This window comes from Pelovirga terrestris (genome assembly GCF_014773365.1).
In the GTDB taxonomy this organism is placed as follows: Bacteria; Desulfobacterota; Desulfuromonadia; order Desulfuromonadales; family Geopsychrobacteraceae; genus Pelovirga; species Pelovirga terrestris.
Map to the genome: position 1 here is coordinate 42,450 of NZ_JACWUN010000010.1, position 13,361 is coordinate 55,810.

Annotated in this window: 14 protein-coding genes; 11 read left to right on the forward strand and 3 right to left on the reverse strand. The window is 53.1% G+C overall.

Annotated elements, in window-relative coordinates; translation table 11 throughout:
* Positions 1 to 32 precede the first annotated feature (32 nt).
* Together cas6 and ICT70_RS09640 are read left to right on the forward strand one after the other, a co-directional pair.
* Entirely contained in the window at positions 33 to 926 is an 894-nt protein-coding gene (gene cas6, locus ICT70_RS09635) for a CRISPR system precrRNA processing endoribonuclease RAMP protein Cas6 (RefSeq protein ID WP_191155988.1), read from the forward strand.
* A 66-nt stretch (positions 927 to 992) separates the two neighbouring features.
* Positions 993 to 1,385 (forward strand): hypothetical protein, encoded by a 393-nt coding sequence (locus ICT70_RS09640; RefSeq protein WP_191155990.1) that lies wholly within the window; start codon positions 993 to 995, stop codon positions 1,383 to 1,385.
* A gap of 50 nt (positions 1,386 to 1,435) precedes the next feature.
* Here the strand turns inward: ICT70_RS09640 and eno are convergent, their stop codons facing one another.
* A complete protein-coding gene (gene eno, locus ICT70_RS09645; RefSeq protein ID WP_191155992.1) occupies positions 1,436 to 2,728 on the reverse strand; it encodes a phosphopyruvate hydratase in 1,293 nt (430 codons plus the stop codon).
* Between the two features lie 144 nt (positions 2,729 to 2,872).
* Between eno and ICT70_RS09650 the strand changes: the two genes are divergently transcribed.
* Together ICT70_RS09650 and ahcY are read left to right on the forward strand one after the other, a co-directional pair.
* A complete protein-coding gene (locus ICT70_RS09650) occupies positions 2,873 to 3,931 on the forward strand; it encodes a TIGR04283 family arsenosugar biosynthesis glycosyltransferase (protein ID WP_191155994.1) in 1,059 nt (352 codons plus the stop codon).
* Between the two features lie 174 nt (positions 3,932 to 4,105).
* Positions 4,106 to 5,551 (forward strand): adenosylhomocysteinase, encoded by a 1,446-nt coding sequence (gene ahcY, locus ICT70_RS09655; RefSeq protein WP_337906846.1) that lies wholly within the window; start codon positions 4,106 to 4,108, stop codon positions 5,549 to 5,551.
* Positions 5,552 to 5,752: 201 nt separating this feature from the next.
* On the opposite strand, the gene lptG is transcribed toward ahcY, so the two are convergent.
* A complete protein-coding gene (lptG, locus tag ICT70_RS09660) occupies positions 5,753 to 6,835 on the reverse strand; it encodes an LPS export ABC transporter permease LptG (protein WP_191155998.1) in 1,083 nt (360 codons plus the stop codon).
* On the reverse strand, positions 6,832 to 8,016 hold the full coding sequence (gene lptF / locus ICT70_RS09665) for an LPS export ABC transporter permease LptF (protein WP_191156000.1): 1,185 nt from the start codon (positions 8,014 to 8,016) through the stop codon (positions 6,832 to 6,834). The genes lptG and lptF overlap by 4 nt, the downstream gene beginning before the upstream one ends.
* A gap of 275 nt (positions 8,017 to 8,291) precedes the next feature.
* On the opposite strand from lptF, the gene rpsB reads away from it, so the two are divergent.
* The 7 genes from rpsB to ICT70_RS09700 all read left to right on the forward strand — a co-directional run bounded on the left by rpsB (position 8,292) and on the right by ICT70_RS09700 (position 13,361).
* Complete coding sequence (gene rpsB / locus ICT70_RS09670) at positions 8,292 to 9,095, forward strand: 30S ribosomal protein S2 (protein WP_191156002.1); 804 nt, start codon at positions 8,292 to 8,294, stop codon at positions 9,093 to 9,095.
* 181 nt (positions 9,096 to 9,276) lie between these two features.
* Positions 9,277 to 10,128, forward strand: coding sequence for a translation elongation factor Ts (gene tsf, locus ICT70_RS09675; RefSeq protein WP_475598047.1), 852 nt, complete (start codon positions 9,277 to 9,279; stop codon positions 10,126 to 10,128).
* Between the two features lie 26 nt (positions 10,129 to 10,154).
* Complete coding sequence (gene pyrH, locus ICT70_RS09680; RefSeq protein ID WP_191156006.1) at positions 10,155 to 10,886, forward strand: UMP kinase; 732 nt, start codon at positions 10,155 to 10,157, stop codon at positions 10,884 to 10,886.
* A complete protein-coding gene (gene frr, locus ICT70_RS09685; protein WP_191156008.1) occupies positions 10,879 to 11,436 on the forward strand; it encodes a ribosome recycling factor in 558 nt (185 codons plus the stop codon). The genes pyrH and frr overlap by 8 nt, the downstream gene beginning before the upstream one ends.
* 32 nt (positions 11,437 to 11,468) lie before the next feature.
* On the forward strand, positions 11,469 to 11,636 hold the full coding sequence (locus tag ICT70_RS09690; RefSeq protein WP_337906842.1) for a DUF362 domain-containing protein: 168 nt from the start codon (positions 11,469 to 11,471) through the stop codon (positions 11,634 to 11,636).
* 162 nt (positions 11,637 to 11,798) lie between these two features.
* Positions 11,799 to 12,545, forward strand: a complete 747-nt coding sequence (locus tag ICT70_RS09695; protein WP_191156010.1) for an isoprenyl transferase — start codon at positions 11,799 to 11,801, stop codon at positions 12,543 to 12,545.
* Positions 12,546 to 12,575: 30 nt separating this feature from the next.
* The gene (locus ICT70_RS09700) at positions 12,576 to 13,361 is read left to right on the forward strand and encodes a phosphatidate cytidylyltransferase (protein WP_337906847.1); all 786 of its coding nucleotides are present in this window, start codon (positions 12,576 to 12,578) and stop codon (positions 13,359 to 13,361) included.

Here is a 13,361-nt window from a genome sequence, read left to right on the forward strand (position 1 = left end):
CTACGTTCGCTTGCAATCACAACGGAGGGTTAATGCCCCTGTCTGTCTCTCCTCCACCCTGGCTGGATCGCCTCGATTGCGCCCAGCTAACTTTTGAGCTGACCTTGTTAGAAGAGGTTGACCTGCCGGCGCAGGCGCTGTTGCAACTGCGGCGTGAATTATCTTCGGTGCTGGCGGATCTCAAAGAACAACAGGGCGTTCAGATTGCCGACTTGGTGAGCAGTTTGTTGTTTCCAGCGCCGGCGATTGATCCGGTCATTCGGCGTCAGGTGCAAAAGCCGGCCTCCGCGGTCATTCTTTCGCCCCCTGCGGTAACTTCAGGGGTATTTGCCATTGGTCATCGATTCAAACTGCCCACCCTGTTTGTCGGGGATGGGGTCGTCGGCATTGAAGCCTTTACTCTGTTACTGCAGGTCCTTGGTCAACGTGGTGTCCACAAAGGACAGGGTCGTTTTAACCTCTCGCTGGATGAATCAGCTCCAAGTATTGTCCCTCTGTCCTGGCTCTTGCTGCAACAGCCCCTTTTATATAATCACGTAAAACTTGAGATAGTGACACCAATGAGGCTGATAAATAAGGGAAAGCCATTGTTCAAGTTTGACGTTAACTGCTTTTTTTCCGCGGTGCAGCGCCGGGCTATCAATCTGGCCTGCGCTCATGGTCTGGGTGTTAATGACAACGATGATGAGCTCAATGATCTGGCTGCAACCATTGTATGTTGTGACAACGCTTTGCACTGGCAGGACTGGCGAATACTTGAACAGGGGCGAAAAGGGCAGGGGATCGGAGGGTTGACGGGAACGTTAACCCTGTCTGGAGACGCCCTGGCAGAGCTGTGGTGGTTGCTTGAATTGGGGGCATTGCTCCAGGTCGGTAAGGGAGCTTCCTACGGTTTTGGCCGTTTCCATTTACTACAATATGCGTAGACCATCATGCTCTTTTTTTCGTACAATAAATCAAAGATGAGTTTTTGCTGCTGACGGAGGTGAGGTATGTTCTGGATTGTGTTGTTGCTGATTCTACTGGGTGGTAGTTTTTATTTCTATCAGCGGATGGTTGCTCTGGAGCAGGAAATTCGTGCCGAGCAGGAGCGGGAGAAAGAGCTGCAGGCACAACAGGTGAATCAAGAGAGTGCCGCTGCTGCGCCCAAGAAAATAGAACCCGCACTGGTGGGTGCCGCAGCTGAAAACCCTGCTACTGAAATGGCAGAAAATCCGATTTTGCAATGTGTCTGTGCGCACCCCGGGGTTGTTCAGGCTGATCTTTATGCTGATGTGCCCCAGTTGAATAAAAAACAGGCGCAGCAGATGATCCGGGAGCTGGTTGACGCGGGGAAGATTCGGCGCGAGCGGCTGGGCAGTTCGTTCAAGTTATATCTTGCTTAAATCACCGGGGGAGCCGTGATGTCACGATTCCCCCGGTGCGGAACAGGTCGTTACAGGTTTTTCAGATTATAGAAAACCTCTTTGCCCCGGAAGATAGCGGTCTCTTCCAGTTCATCTTCGATCCGTAGTAGTTGATTGTATTTGCATACCCGGTCGGTGCGGCACAAGGAACCGGTTTTGATCTGTCCGGCGTTGGTGGCAACGGCAAGATCGGCAATCGTGGTATCCTCGGTTTCGCCGCTGCGGTGGGATACAACCGCTGTGTAGCCCGCACGTTTGGCCATTTCGATGGCATCCAGGGTTTCCGTCAAGGTCCCGATCTGGTTGACCTTGATGAGGATAGAATTGGCTATCCCTTTGTCGATCCCTTCTTTTAGAATTTTGGTGTTGGTGACAAACAGGTCGTCGCCGACAATCTGGATCTTGTTCCCCAATTTTTCGGTCATCAGCTTCCAGCCGTCCCAGTCATTCTCAGCCATGCCGTCTTCAATCGAGATAATCGGATAGCGCTCCACCAGATCCTCATAAAAAGCTACCAGTTCGGCCGCAGTTTTAATCGGCTGTTTTTCATTGGCAAGAACGTACTTGCCGTCCTGGTAGAGTTCCGAGGCGGCAACATCAAGGGCCAGCAGGACATCTTCCCCTGGCTTGTAACCAGCGGCCTTGATCGCTTCAACGATCACTTCAAGGGCTTCTTCGTTGCTCTTCAGGTCGGGGGCAAAACCACCTTCATCTCCTACAGCAGTATTATAACCCTTGTTTTTCAACACTTTTTTCAAGGCATGAAAAATCTCGGCACCCATGCGGAGCGCTTCTTTAAAACTCTCGGCGCCAGCCGGCATGATCATGAATTCCTGAATATCGACATTGTTGTCGGCATGTTCACCGCCATTGATGATATTCATCATCGGCAGGGGGAGTTCTTTGGCGTTGCTGCCGCCGATGTACTGATAGAGGGGGAGGCCGGCATCTTCAGCTGCGGCTTTGGCGCAGGCCATAGAAACGCCGAGCAGGGCATTGGCGCCGAGTTTGCTTTTGAAATCGGTACCATCAAGTTCCAGCAGCTTGCGATCGATACCGATCTGATCGCTGGCTTCCCACCCCTGTAGTTCAACCGCAATAATTTCGTTGACGTGCTCAACGGCCTTGAGCACCCCCTTGCCCAGGTAGCGATTCTTGTCGCCATCACGCAGTTCGAGGGCTTCGCGCTGGCCGGTGGATGCGCCGCTGGGTACCGCTGCTCTGGCGATCACGCCGGTTTCGAGGGCGACTTCAACCTCAACCGTCGGGTTGCCACGTGAATCCAGAATTTCGCGGGCATAGATATCAATGATTTCGCTCATGTTTGTCCCCTTGTCAGATATGCTGTAAAAAGATAGTGTCCGGTCGGTCGGCATTGACGGATCGAACCGAAAAACCTGAAACTGAACCTAACTCTTTATAGCACAGGATCTGTTTTCATTGAGGTCTTTTTATCAGGAAAGAAGATGGAAGAGAAGATGGCCCAGGTCGTTGAGTTAAGCGTTATCGTTCCGGTCCTTAACGAAGCCGCAGAACTGCCCACTTTTCTTGCAGATTTGCGGCGTCAGCGGCAGGTGACCTATGAACTGATTATTGTTGATGGCGGCTCGACTGACGCGACATTGGGACTGTTGCAGTCAGAGCAGGTTCAACTAATCAGCGCTCCGCGTGGGCGCGGCCATCAGCTAAATGCCGGCGCCGCAAAAGCTCGCGGTGACTGGCTGTTGTTTCTGCATGTCGACAGCCGCTTTGACGATCCCCTGGCCTGGCGTAACGGGATGGACTGCTTGGCTCGAAGCAGTAACAGGCGGATCGCCGGTCATTTTTCCTTGAATTTTTGGACCGGAGGCCAGAGAAAAAGTCAGGGCTATGATTTTTACCAGCGCAAGGCCCGGTCGTCAAAACCTGAGACCATCCATGGTGATCAGGGCTTTCTGCTCCATCGTACGCTTAAGCAACAGGTTGGTGATTTTCGTACCGATCTGCCGGTGATGGAAGATACTGATTTTGCTGAACGGTTGCGTGCGGTCGGACAGTGGCAATTGCTGCCGGCAGTGATCACCACCTCCATCCGGCGTTTTGCGGCGGAAGGTTTGTGGCAACGGCAACTGCTTGGCGCCTTGATGATGTGTTTTCGCCATATTGGCTGGTACGAGTTTTTTGACCGGGCCCCAGCTGTTTATCGCCTTCAGACAGATACCGAGTGCTTGCGACTTGCCCCTTTCTTTGATCTGATTGCACAGTTACTTGCGACTCGACCGGTAGGAGAGCGTTGGAAGCTATGGCTGGCCAGTGGCAGCTATGTTCGTCGCCATGGATGGCAGCTGTTTTTTGCTGCTGATTGCCGTCGAGCTTTTCGGCAAGGGCGCTCAACCCGGGACACCCCCGAAGTCTGGCAATTCTGGGGTGTCCCGATCTATGATTGGCTAACCGATAATCTTCTGGGGCGCGTACTGGCAGCATTGACACTGCGTTTATGGTTCGCTGCCATGCGCAGCTGGTTGCATCGTAACGACCCTGCTTGACCCAGCTGACGGCACGCTTATGGTTATGGCCGCAGCTGTTGTCTTGTCCGTGATACGCTGAATGTGCTAAACAGTCATATCCATCGTGGAACAACTGTTACTTGCTGCAGCGGTTTGCTCTTTTAGCTATATACTCGGGATAAACGGGCTGTCAGGAACCTAAAAAAGGAGAAAATAACGGTGTCAGTTTTCAGTGATTTTAAAGTTAAAGACCTCAGCCTGGCTGAATGGGGACGCAAGGAAATTCTTCTGGCCCAGGAGGAAATGCCGGGACTGATGGCCTTGCGTCACGAATATCAGGGACAGTACCCGCTTAAAGGGGCGCGGATCACCGGCTCTTTGCACATGACGATTCAAACCGCCGTTCTGATCGAAACCCTGATTGATCTGGGCGCCAGGGTGCGCTGGTGTTCATGCAACATTTTTTCCACCCAGGATCATGCGGCAGCGGCGGTTGCTGTTGGTCGTGAGGGGACAGCTGCCGACCCGGTCGGGGTTCCGGTCTTTGCCTGGAAAGGGGAAACCCTGGTGGAATACTGGTGGTGTACCGAGCAGGCTCTTACCTGGCCTGACGATGAGGTTCCCAATATGATTCTTGATGATGGGGGTGATGCTACTCTCTATGTGCTTAAAGGGAGCGAGTGGGAGCGCGCCGGCTGTCCGGATGTCAGCAATGATGACCCGGAGGACTGGCGTGAGCTGGTTTCCTCTTTGCGTGAATCGATCGCTGCTCATCCCGACAAGTGGAGCCGCACTGCGGCTGCTATCAGGGGGGTTACCGAAGAAACCACCACCGGTGTTCATCGCCTTCACCAGATGGCAGAAGAAGGGGTGCTGCAATTTCCCGCAATGAACGTCAACGACGCGGTGACCAAATCCAAGTTTGACAATGTTTACGGCTGTCGACATTCTCTGGTAGATGGGATCATGCGGGCGACGGATGTCATGCTGTCCGGCAAGGTGGCGGTAATCTGTGGTTATGGCGATGTCGGCAAGGGCTGCTGCCAGTCCCTGCGCGGCCAGGGAGCCCGGGTGATCGTTACCGAGATCGATCCTATCTGTGCGTTGCAGGCGTTAATGGAAGGGTATGAAGTCAAGCGGGTAGAGGACGTGCTCGATTTTGCCGATCTTTACATCACCACCACCGGCAACAAGAACGTTATTACCCTTGAGCATATGCGTCAGATGAAGAACAATGCCATTGTCGGCAATATTGGTCACTTTGATAATGAAATCGAGATGAACGCCATTGAAAAAGATCCCACAGTGACGCGGCAGAGAATCAAACCCCAGGTCGATCGCTGGGAATTTGAGGATGGTCATGGCGTTATTGTCCTGGCAGAGGGGCGCTTGCTGAACTTGGGTTGTGCAACCGGCCACCCGAGCTTTGTCATGTCCTGCTCATTCACCAATCAGGTGATGGCGCAGATCGAGCTGTTTACCAACACCGACGCTTATGCCAACAAGGTTTATGTCCTGCCCAAACTGCTGGATGAAAAAGTGGCGCGGTTGCACCTTGATAAGCTTGGAGCCAAGTTGACTGTCCTATCGGATGAACAGTCACGCTATCTGGGGATTCCCGCCGCCGGGCCCTATAAGCCTGATACGTATCGCTACTAGTTTCCGAACCGGAAACGGTTCTTTTCCGCCGTGGCGGCGTCAATCTGCGGTCTTGTTTGTGCGGCGTAAATCACTACGCCTCCGCTCAGGTCCTTGATTACCTTGCTACAACAAAAAATTCCTCGTTTCCGGTTCGGAAACTGCGTTTTTATTAAATTGCACACTGAAGAACGGCAGTCTCACTATTCGGGCTGCCGTTTTTTATTGTTTGACCCCGAGAAACAGCCAGACTGCCAGCAGGGTGAAGATCAGGTTGGCGGTCCAGGCGGCGAGCAGCGGGGGCAGAGCGCCGGCATAACCAAAGGAGATGACCGCGGATTGGATAATAAAATAGGCGGCGCCGATAGCAAGGCTTAAACCAACCCCCAGAGCCAGATTGCTTTGCCGCCCCCGTTGCAGAGCAAAGGGAATTCCCAGCAGTCCCATGACCAGACTGGTAAAGGGGGCAGCCAGTCGCGCCTGCAGGTCAACCCGTTGACGGGTAGCGTCGTAGCCTTCCCGTTCCAGCCGCTCTGCCAGTTGCGCTAACTTACGAGCGCTCAGCTCGGCATTGACATCTTCCTCCCGGGCGAAATCATCAATCAGACGGTCAAGGTTAAGAGGTCTGTTTTCCAGCCGCCGGGTTTGCTGTAATGTGCCTGAGTGGGGATCGAAGGTGCGTTCCACCAGGGTTGGTGCCAGCCATTGCTGGTCGCGGAACTCCGCCTCATTGGCATCAATCCGCCGAAGAATGGTTGCTCCCTGACCGATCTCAAAGATGGTGATTCCCCTTAATCTCTGTTCGCGGGTCTGGACCAGGTCAATGTTAATGATCTGGGTGTCGCTTCGATACCAGATTTTACTGTGGCTCAGGCGGGCCTGCTCACGACCGCGCAGTTTGACTTCCACCAGTTCATTCAAGGTGCGCACGTTCCAGGGCACCAGATATTCATGCACCAGCAATTGCAGACCGCACAGCAGCACAATGATAGCCAGCAACGGCCTGACAATACGCGCAAGGCTGATGCCGCAGGCACGTAATGCCGTCATTTCGTTGGTGCGACCGAGGCCGCCCAGGGTCAGAACCATGCTGGTCAACAGTGCCAGGGGGAGAATTTGGACAAAAATAAAGGGGATGCTGTGCCCCAGGTAGGTCAGGTATTCGTTCAGTCCGGCACCGTAATCGATGAAACGATCGACCTTTTCAAAAAAATCCACCAGCAGATAAATGCCGATAAAGGCGCCGCAACACAAGCTCAGAATTCTGAAAAAATAGGCTATAACCAGGCGGCTGACAATGCTCATAGTCGGCCTCCGCGGTGGCGCTGAAACAGCAGGCGTTGCAGGCTGTTCCACAGGTGCAGGTGAATCACTACCGGACGTTCACTGGCCGCTCGATAAAGGAAAAATGAGCCACCACCGAGAAACACCAGATTCGGCAGCCAGAGGATCAGGGCCGCCGGTAATATTCCTTTGTCGGCAAGGGTGCCGGCGAAACTTAAAAGCACGTAGTAAACCAGAAAAACCACCAGGGCCAGAGTAAAGCCCGCGCCCTTGCCGGAGCGCTGTGATTGCAGACCGAGGGGGATGCCGATCAGAATCAGTATTAAAGGGGCAAAGGCAACAACAATGCGTTCGTGGAGCTCGGCTGCAAGACGATAACGCTGTTTGCCGGGGGTAGCTGCCTTTATTGCCTGGTTTAATTCCGTCCACGACATCTCTCCACGGGATCGGTTGCGTTGGCCCTGGCTGATCTGCTCGGAAAAATCGAAATTGATATCATAATTATTAAAGCTGATAGTCTGGTAGGTGTCCTGCCCGGTGCCGGCAGGTTGCCGGTGGATCTCGCCGTTACGCAGGCGCAAGGTCAGAATCAGGTTTTCCGGATGACTGATAAAAAGTCCTTCGCTAGCAGTGATCGTTGTCGCTTCCGCGTCGCTGCGCTCATCGGAGATAAAGACATCGCGCATGATCCCCTGGCGCTCGTCAAGGCCCTGGGCATAGAGTACGATACCAGGTACGTCATCATTGAAGACCCCGGGCTTGATGCTGACATTGAGGCTGGTTGAAGCAATCTCAAAAACTTTACTGCGCAGGGCGCTTTTGCTGGCCGGTTCAATCAACAGGGTAATCGCTGCCGTCAACAGGGTAAAAATCAGGGCCAGGAATGCGACCGGTTTGACCATGGAATAGAGGCTGATGCCGGAAGCCTTCATGGCGATATATTCGCTGTCCGCCGAAAAGCGACCAAAGGCAAGAAGAATGCCGAGGAGAAATGACAAAGGAACAGTAACGCTTAAAAAAGTTGGGAGCAAATAAGCGAACAGGGCAATGATGTCCATCACCGGAACCCCTTTGCTGATGATCATCTCGGTCAGCCGTGGAATGCGGCCGAGCAGGACAACAAAGGAAAAAATCAGCAGACTCATGATCGCAGGGATGCTGATTTCCCGCAAAATATATCGATGGATTCGTTGCTGTGACATGGGCGGCGATGTTATTACAGTGGCGGGCCTGTGTAAATAGATCAAAAGTGTTCTTGGCCGGTCATTGCCATTTTCATCCGGTCAAGGTGGTAACAGACATGTCTTTCTTGTCGGCTCTGTTTTTTCTTGCCTGGATCCGGGCAGAGATGCTATATGTCTGCACTTGTCCAAATACGCACGCCTCGTGATTCAGACAGGTTGGTTCCCTTTAGGGTCCTGCTGAAACCGATCGGGGCGGAGGATTAAAAAACCTGACCAACAAGGAGAAAAGAACAATGGCACAAATTTCCATGAAGCAAATGCTCGAAGCCGGTGTCCACTTCGGCCACCAGACCAAACGCTGGAACCCGAAAATGAAGCCCTATATCTTCGGTGCTCGTAACGGGATCTATATCATCGACCTGCAAAAGACGGTGCGCTATTTCCGTACGGCCTGTCAGTTCATTCAAGATACCGTTGCCGCCGGCGAAAAGGTCCTGTTTGTTGGTACCAAGAAGCAGGCTCAGGATGCGATCAAAGAAGAGTCACTGCGTGCCGGTCAGTATTTTGTCAACAATCGTTGGCTGGGGGGCATGTTGACCAACTTCACCACCATCAAGGCCAGCATCGACCGCCTCAAAAAAATCGAGGCCATGGCTGCTGATGGTACCCTTGACCAATACACCAAAAAAGAAGCTTTGCAGCTTGATCGTGAGCGTGAAAAGCTCGAGAAAAACCTCGGGGGGATCAAGCACATGAACAAACTACCCGGCGCGATCTTTGTTATTGACCCGAAAAAAGAGGCGATTGCCGTGCTGGAAGCGAAGAAACTTGGTATTCCGGTGGTTGCTGTGGTTGACACCAACTGTGACCCGGACAATATCGATTATATCATCCCCGGCAATGATGACGCCATCCGCGCCATCCGTCTGTTTGCCAATCTGATCTCTGAATCTTGTGTTGAAGGTGCCGAGCGGCAAAAAGTTAAAAAACAGACCGAAGCTGAAGGCAAGGATGAGGTTGTTGCGGCGGAAGAAAAGCCCGAAGAGGTTGTGGCTGCTGCCGAGGTGGAAGTGGCCGAGCCGGCCGCAACCGAATAAGCTGCATCACGTAAAATAATTATCGCAGGCCCAGCGGCCGGGCTGACAGGTCCGGCCGTTCTTTTGAGTATTACATCAGCTGCAGGTTGTTTAAGCCTGCTTTAAAAAAAACAGGGAGGAAACAGTGAGTATAACAGCAGCCATGGTTTCTGAGTTGCGCAAGGCAACCGGAGCTGGAATGATGGATTGTAAAAAAGCCTTGACCGAAACCGCCGGCAATATGGAGGAGGCCATCGATTTTCTGCGCAAGAAAGGACTTTCTGCCGCCGCCAAGAAATCCGGCCGCGTTGCTTCTGAAGGTATCGTTGCAGCAGAATCGCATGGGACAGTCGGTGCAATTGTCGAGATTAACGCAGAAACGGATTTTGTTGCCAAAAATGAGGCCTTTCAGGAATTCGTCCATGGCGTCCGGGACATCGTCCTGGCAAATCCGGTTGCCGACGTAGAGGCTCTCAATGCGATGGCCTATCCTGGTAGCGGCCGTACTGTTGCCGAAGAATTAACCCATCAGATCGCGACCATTGGTGAAAACATGAGCATTCGCCGCCTGGCCCGTATCGATGCCGGTGATGGTGTGGTAACTTCCTATGTCCACGGTGCCGGTAAAATCGGAGTCCTGGTTGAACTGAAAACCAGCGCGAAGGATGAGCGCGTCAGTGGGCTGGGAAAGCAGATTGCGATGCACGTCGCTGCTGCCGCGCCGCAATATCTGAACCGCGATGAGGTGCCAGCCAAGATTGTCGAAAAAGAAAAAGAGATCATGCGGGTCAAGGCGCTGGAAAGTGGCAAACCGGAGAACATCGTCGAGAAAATCATCGCCGGTCAGATCAACAAGTTTTTTGGGGATGTCTGTCTGCTTGAGCAGGCTTTTGTCATCGATCCCGATCAAACTGTGCAGAAGGTTGTCGATGCCTGCGCTAAGCAACTTGGTGCCCCCATTGTGCTGAGCGGCTATGTTCGTTTTCAGTTGGGCGAGGGGATTGAGAAAAAGGCCGATGATTTTGCGGCTGAAGTTGCAGCAATGAGTAAATAAGGGAGCATTACCAACAGGAGCAGCTTGTGGCAACCACCAAATATAAAAGAATACTGTTAAAACTCAGTGGCGAAGCGCTGGCCGGTGAGCAGGGCTACGGTATCGATCCGGCTGTTATTAACGGCATTGCTGCCGAGATCAAGGAGGTTGTTGATCTTGGTGTTGAGGTTGCCCTGGTGATTGGTGGAGGGAATATTTTCCGTGGTGTGGCGGCCTCTTCCAAGGGGATGGATCGAGCCAGCGCTGATTATATGGGAATGCTGGCGACCGTAATGAACAGCCTGGCGATGCAGGATGCGCTGGAAAAGCAGGGGGTTGATACCCGCGTGCAGTCGGCCATCGATATGCAGCAGATTGCCGAGCCCTATATTCGGCGTCGGGCGGTCAGACATCTGGAAAAGGGGCGTGTGGTCATTTTCAGCGCCGGCACCGGCAACCCTTACTTTACTACTGACACCGCCGCCAGTTTGCGCGCCATGGAGATTCACGCTGACGTCATCCTCAAGGCCACCAAGGTGGACGGTATCTATTCTGCCGACCCCAATAAGGACAAAGACGCGATCAAATTGCCGACCCTGACCTATCTGGAGGTATTACAGAAGGGACTGCAGGTGATGGATGCGACTGCAACGTCCCTGTGTATGGACAATAACTTGCCGATGATCATTTTTGACATGACATGCCGTGACAATATTAAAAAGGTCGTTCTTGGCGAACGGATCGGCACCATTGTCAGAGGAGGTAACAGCAATGATTGATGAAGTTCTTAAGGAAGCGCGTAGCGGCATGGACAAGGCGATCAAGGCCTTGAAAAAGGAAATGACCAAGGTACGTACCGGGCGGGCCAGTACAGCCCTGCTCGATGATGTCAAGGTCGAATACTATGGTGTTCCAACCCCGCTAAGCCAGGTTGCGACCCTGTCAGCTCCGGAAGCGCGATTGATTACCGTTCAGCCGTGGGAGAAAAACCTGCTGCCGGCCATAGAAAAGGCGATCTTTAAGGCCGATATCGGCCTGACGCCTTCCTCTGATGGTCAGTTGATCCGTCTGCCGGTTCCGGCGTTGACCGAAGAACGGCGGCTGGAAATGGTCAAACTGATTAAACGGATGGCGGAGGATGCACGAATTTCCGTGCGCAATGCCCGCCGGGATGCCAATGAAAATCTGAAAATGCTGGAAAAAGAAAAAGAGATTACCGAAGACGAGCAGAAGCGCGGCGAAAAAGACGTTCAGCAGTTGACCGATGAATATATCAGCAATATCGAAGTGGTGATACAGAGCAAGGAGCGGGAGCTGCTGGAGATCTGATGATGGCAGTTCTCTTACGCCTAAGGAGAGATATGATGGTATTGAAGATTACGGAAGACTGTATCGGTTGCGGCACCTGTGTTGACACCTGTCCGGTAGGTGCTATCGTTGAGTCCGGGGAAATTTTCACCATTACTGACGATTGTAACGAATGTGGTGTCTGCGTTGACTCATGCCCGGTCAATGCGATCGTTAAATGAAGATCGTGTGAGTAGGATGATGCAAAGAGCGTTTTTAAGCGCTCTTTTTTTTTGGCAGCAGGAAGTTTATTCTGTTACTTGAGGGTACGTTGAGTTGTCGCTTTTAGCCCTGACATGGTACCTTGCCCTGCAACACAACAACCGGTGGGGAATTGATCAGCAATGATGCAGAGCACCCAGGAGTCAGAAATTAACAAGGTCCCTGCCCATGTTGCCATTATTATGGACGGCAACGGGCGTTGGGCCAGGCAGCGTGGTCTGCCCCGGATTGCCGGGCATCAGCAGGGGGTAGACGCGGTGACCAGGGTGGTTGACGCCTGTGCCCGCAACGCTGTGCGTTATTTAAGTCTGTTCGCTTTCAGTTCCGAGAACTGGGGCCGTCCCCGGCAGGAAGTCGATGCCCTGATGGTATTGCTCCTGGATTATCTGTCCTCACAGCGGCAAAAAATGCTCGATAACGGGATTCGTCTGCGGGTTATTGGTGACCTTTCGCGCATGACCGCAGCGGTCCAGCAAGCCATTGCCGAGGCGGTACAGGCAACCTCTGCCGGCACGGGATTGACCCTGGTCCTGGCCCTGTCTTATGGCGGCCGCGATGAAATCCTGCGGGCGGTTCAGCGGATTGTCGCACAGGTGCAAGCCGGCGACCTGGATCCGGATCAGCTCAATGCTGAAACCTTTGCCGCCTGTCTTGACCTGGCCGACATGCCGCCGGCGGATCTGATGATCCGCACCAGTGGTGAAATCCGGCTGAGTAATTTTCTGCTCTGGCAGTCCGCCTATACCGAGCTTTATTTTACCGATGTCCTGTGGCCGGATTTTAATCTGGACGAGCTGAATAAGGCGTTTGCTGATTACTATCAGCGCCGCCGGCGCTTTGGCTTGACTGACGACCAGCTGCTGCCCTGATAAAGGAGACCGACCATTAAACAACGTCTGATCACTGCCGCTATTGCGCTGCCGCTGCTGATCTTGCTGCTGGGGTTGGCCCCACCGGCAATCTTTACGCTCTTTGTTACCCTGATTGTTTTTCTGGCGCTGGTTGAATTCAATCGGATGGGCATGAAACAGGAGCAGGTCTTTGTTCAGTGGTTTGCCGCGGCCCTTGGCGCCGCCCTTGTCCCTTTGTTTTATTTCAATCAATCGGCGTGGCCGACGGTTTTTTTGACCGTCGTTTTTTTGGTTCTGGCCCTGTTCTTTCTGCTGCGTCCGGGAGCCCTTGTCCGTGTTCATCATCATTTTGGCTGGATCTGTCTGGGTCTTATCTATATTGCCTTGCTGCTGGGGCATCTGGTGCCGCTGCGCATGCTCGACCATGGCCGCCAATGGATTTTTCTCACCCTGGTTGTCGTCATGTGCTGTGATACCTGCGCCTATGTTGTCGGAAGTCGAATCGGCAAGCGCAAGCTCTATTCCCTGATCAGCCCTAACAAAAGTGTCGAAGGGGCTGTCGGCGGGGTTGTTGGTGCCGTTTTGGGGGCGTTGATATCCAAATTGGTGTTTTTCCCGGCCATCAGCATCTGGTCGGTTGTTGCTGTCGGTCTGCTGTTAGGAGTCGTCGGCCAGATCGGGGATCTGTTTGAATCAATGTTAAAACGGGCCTGTGAGGTAAAGGACTCGGGGAATATGATTCCTGGCCACGGCGGTATCCTTGATCGTCTGGACAGTCTGCTGTTTGCCTTCCCCCTGGTCTATTATGTTGCCTGTGGATCTTTCGGTGGCTAG

Bases quoted from the DNA above. Each gene is read 5' to 3' on its own strand.
- cas6 (WP_191155988.1), top strand. From the start codon at position 33: ATGCCCCTGTCTGTCTCTCCTCCACCCTGGCTGGATCGCCTCGATTGC.
- ICT70_RS09640 (WP_191155990.1), top strand. From the start codon at position 993: ATGTTCTGGATTGTGTTGTTGCTGATTCTACTGGGTGGTAGTTTTTAT.
- eno (WP_191155992.1), bottom strand. From the start codon at position 2,728: ATGAGCGAAATCATTGATATCTATGCCCGCGAAATTCTGGATTCACGT.
- ICT70_RS09650 (WP_191155994.1), top strand. From the start codon at position 2,873: ATGGAAGAGAAGATGGCCCAGGTCGTTGAGTTAAGCGTTATCGTTCCG.
- lptG (WP_191155998.1), bottom strand. From the start codon at position 6,835: ATGAGCATTGTCAGCCGCCTGGTTATAGCCTATTTTTTCAGAATTCTG.
- lptF (WP_191156000.1), bottom strand. From the start codon at position 8,016: ATGTCACAGCAACGAATCCATCGATATATTTTGCGGGAAATCAGCATC.
- rpsB (WP_191156002.1), top strand. From the start codon at position 8,292: ATGGCACAAATTTCCATGAAGCAAATGCTCGAAGCCGGTGTCCACTTC.
- tsf (WP_475598047.1), top strand. From the start codon at position 9,277: ATGGATTGTAAAAAAGCCTTGACCGAAACCGCCGGCAATATGGAGGAG.
- frr (WP_191156008.1), top strand. From the start codon at position 10,879: ATGATTGATGAAGTTCTTAAGGAAGCGCGTAGCGGCATGGACAAGGCG.
- ICT70_RS09690 (WP_337906842.1), top strand. From the start codon at position 11,469: ATGATGGTATTGAAGATTACGGAAGACTGTATCGGTTGCGGCACCTGT.
- ICT70_RS09695 (WP_191156010.1), top strand. From the start codon at position 11,799: ATGATGCAGAGCACCCAGGAGTCAGAAATTAACAAGGTCCCTGCCCAT.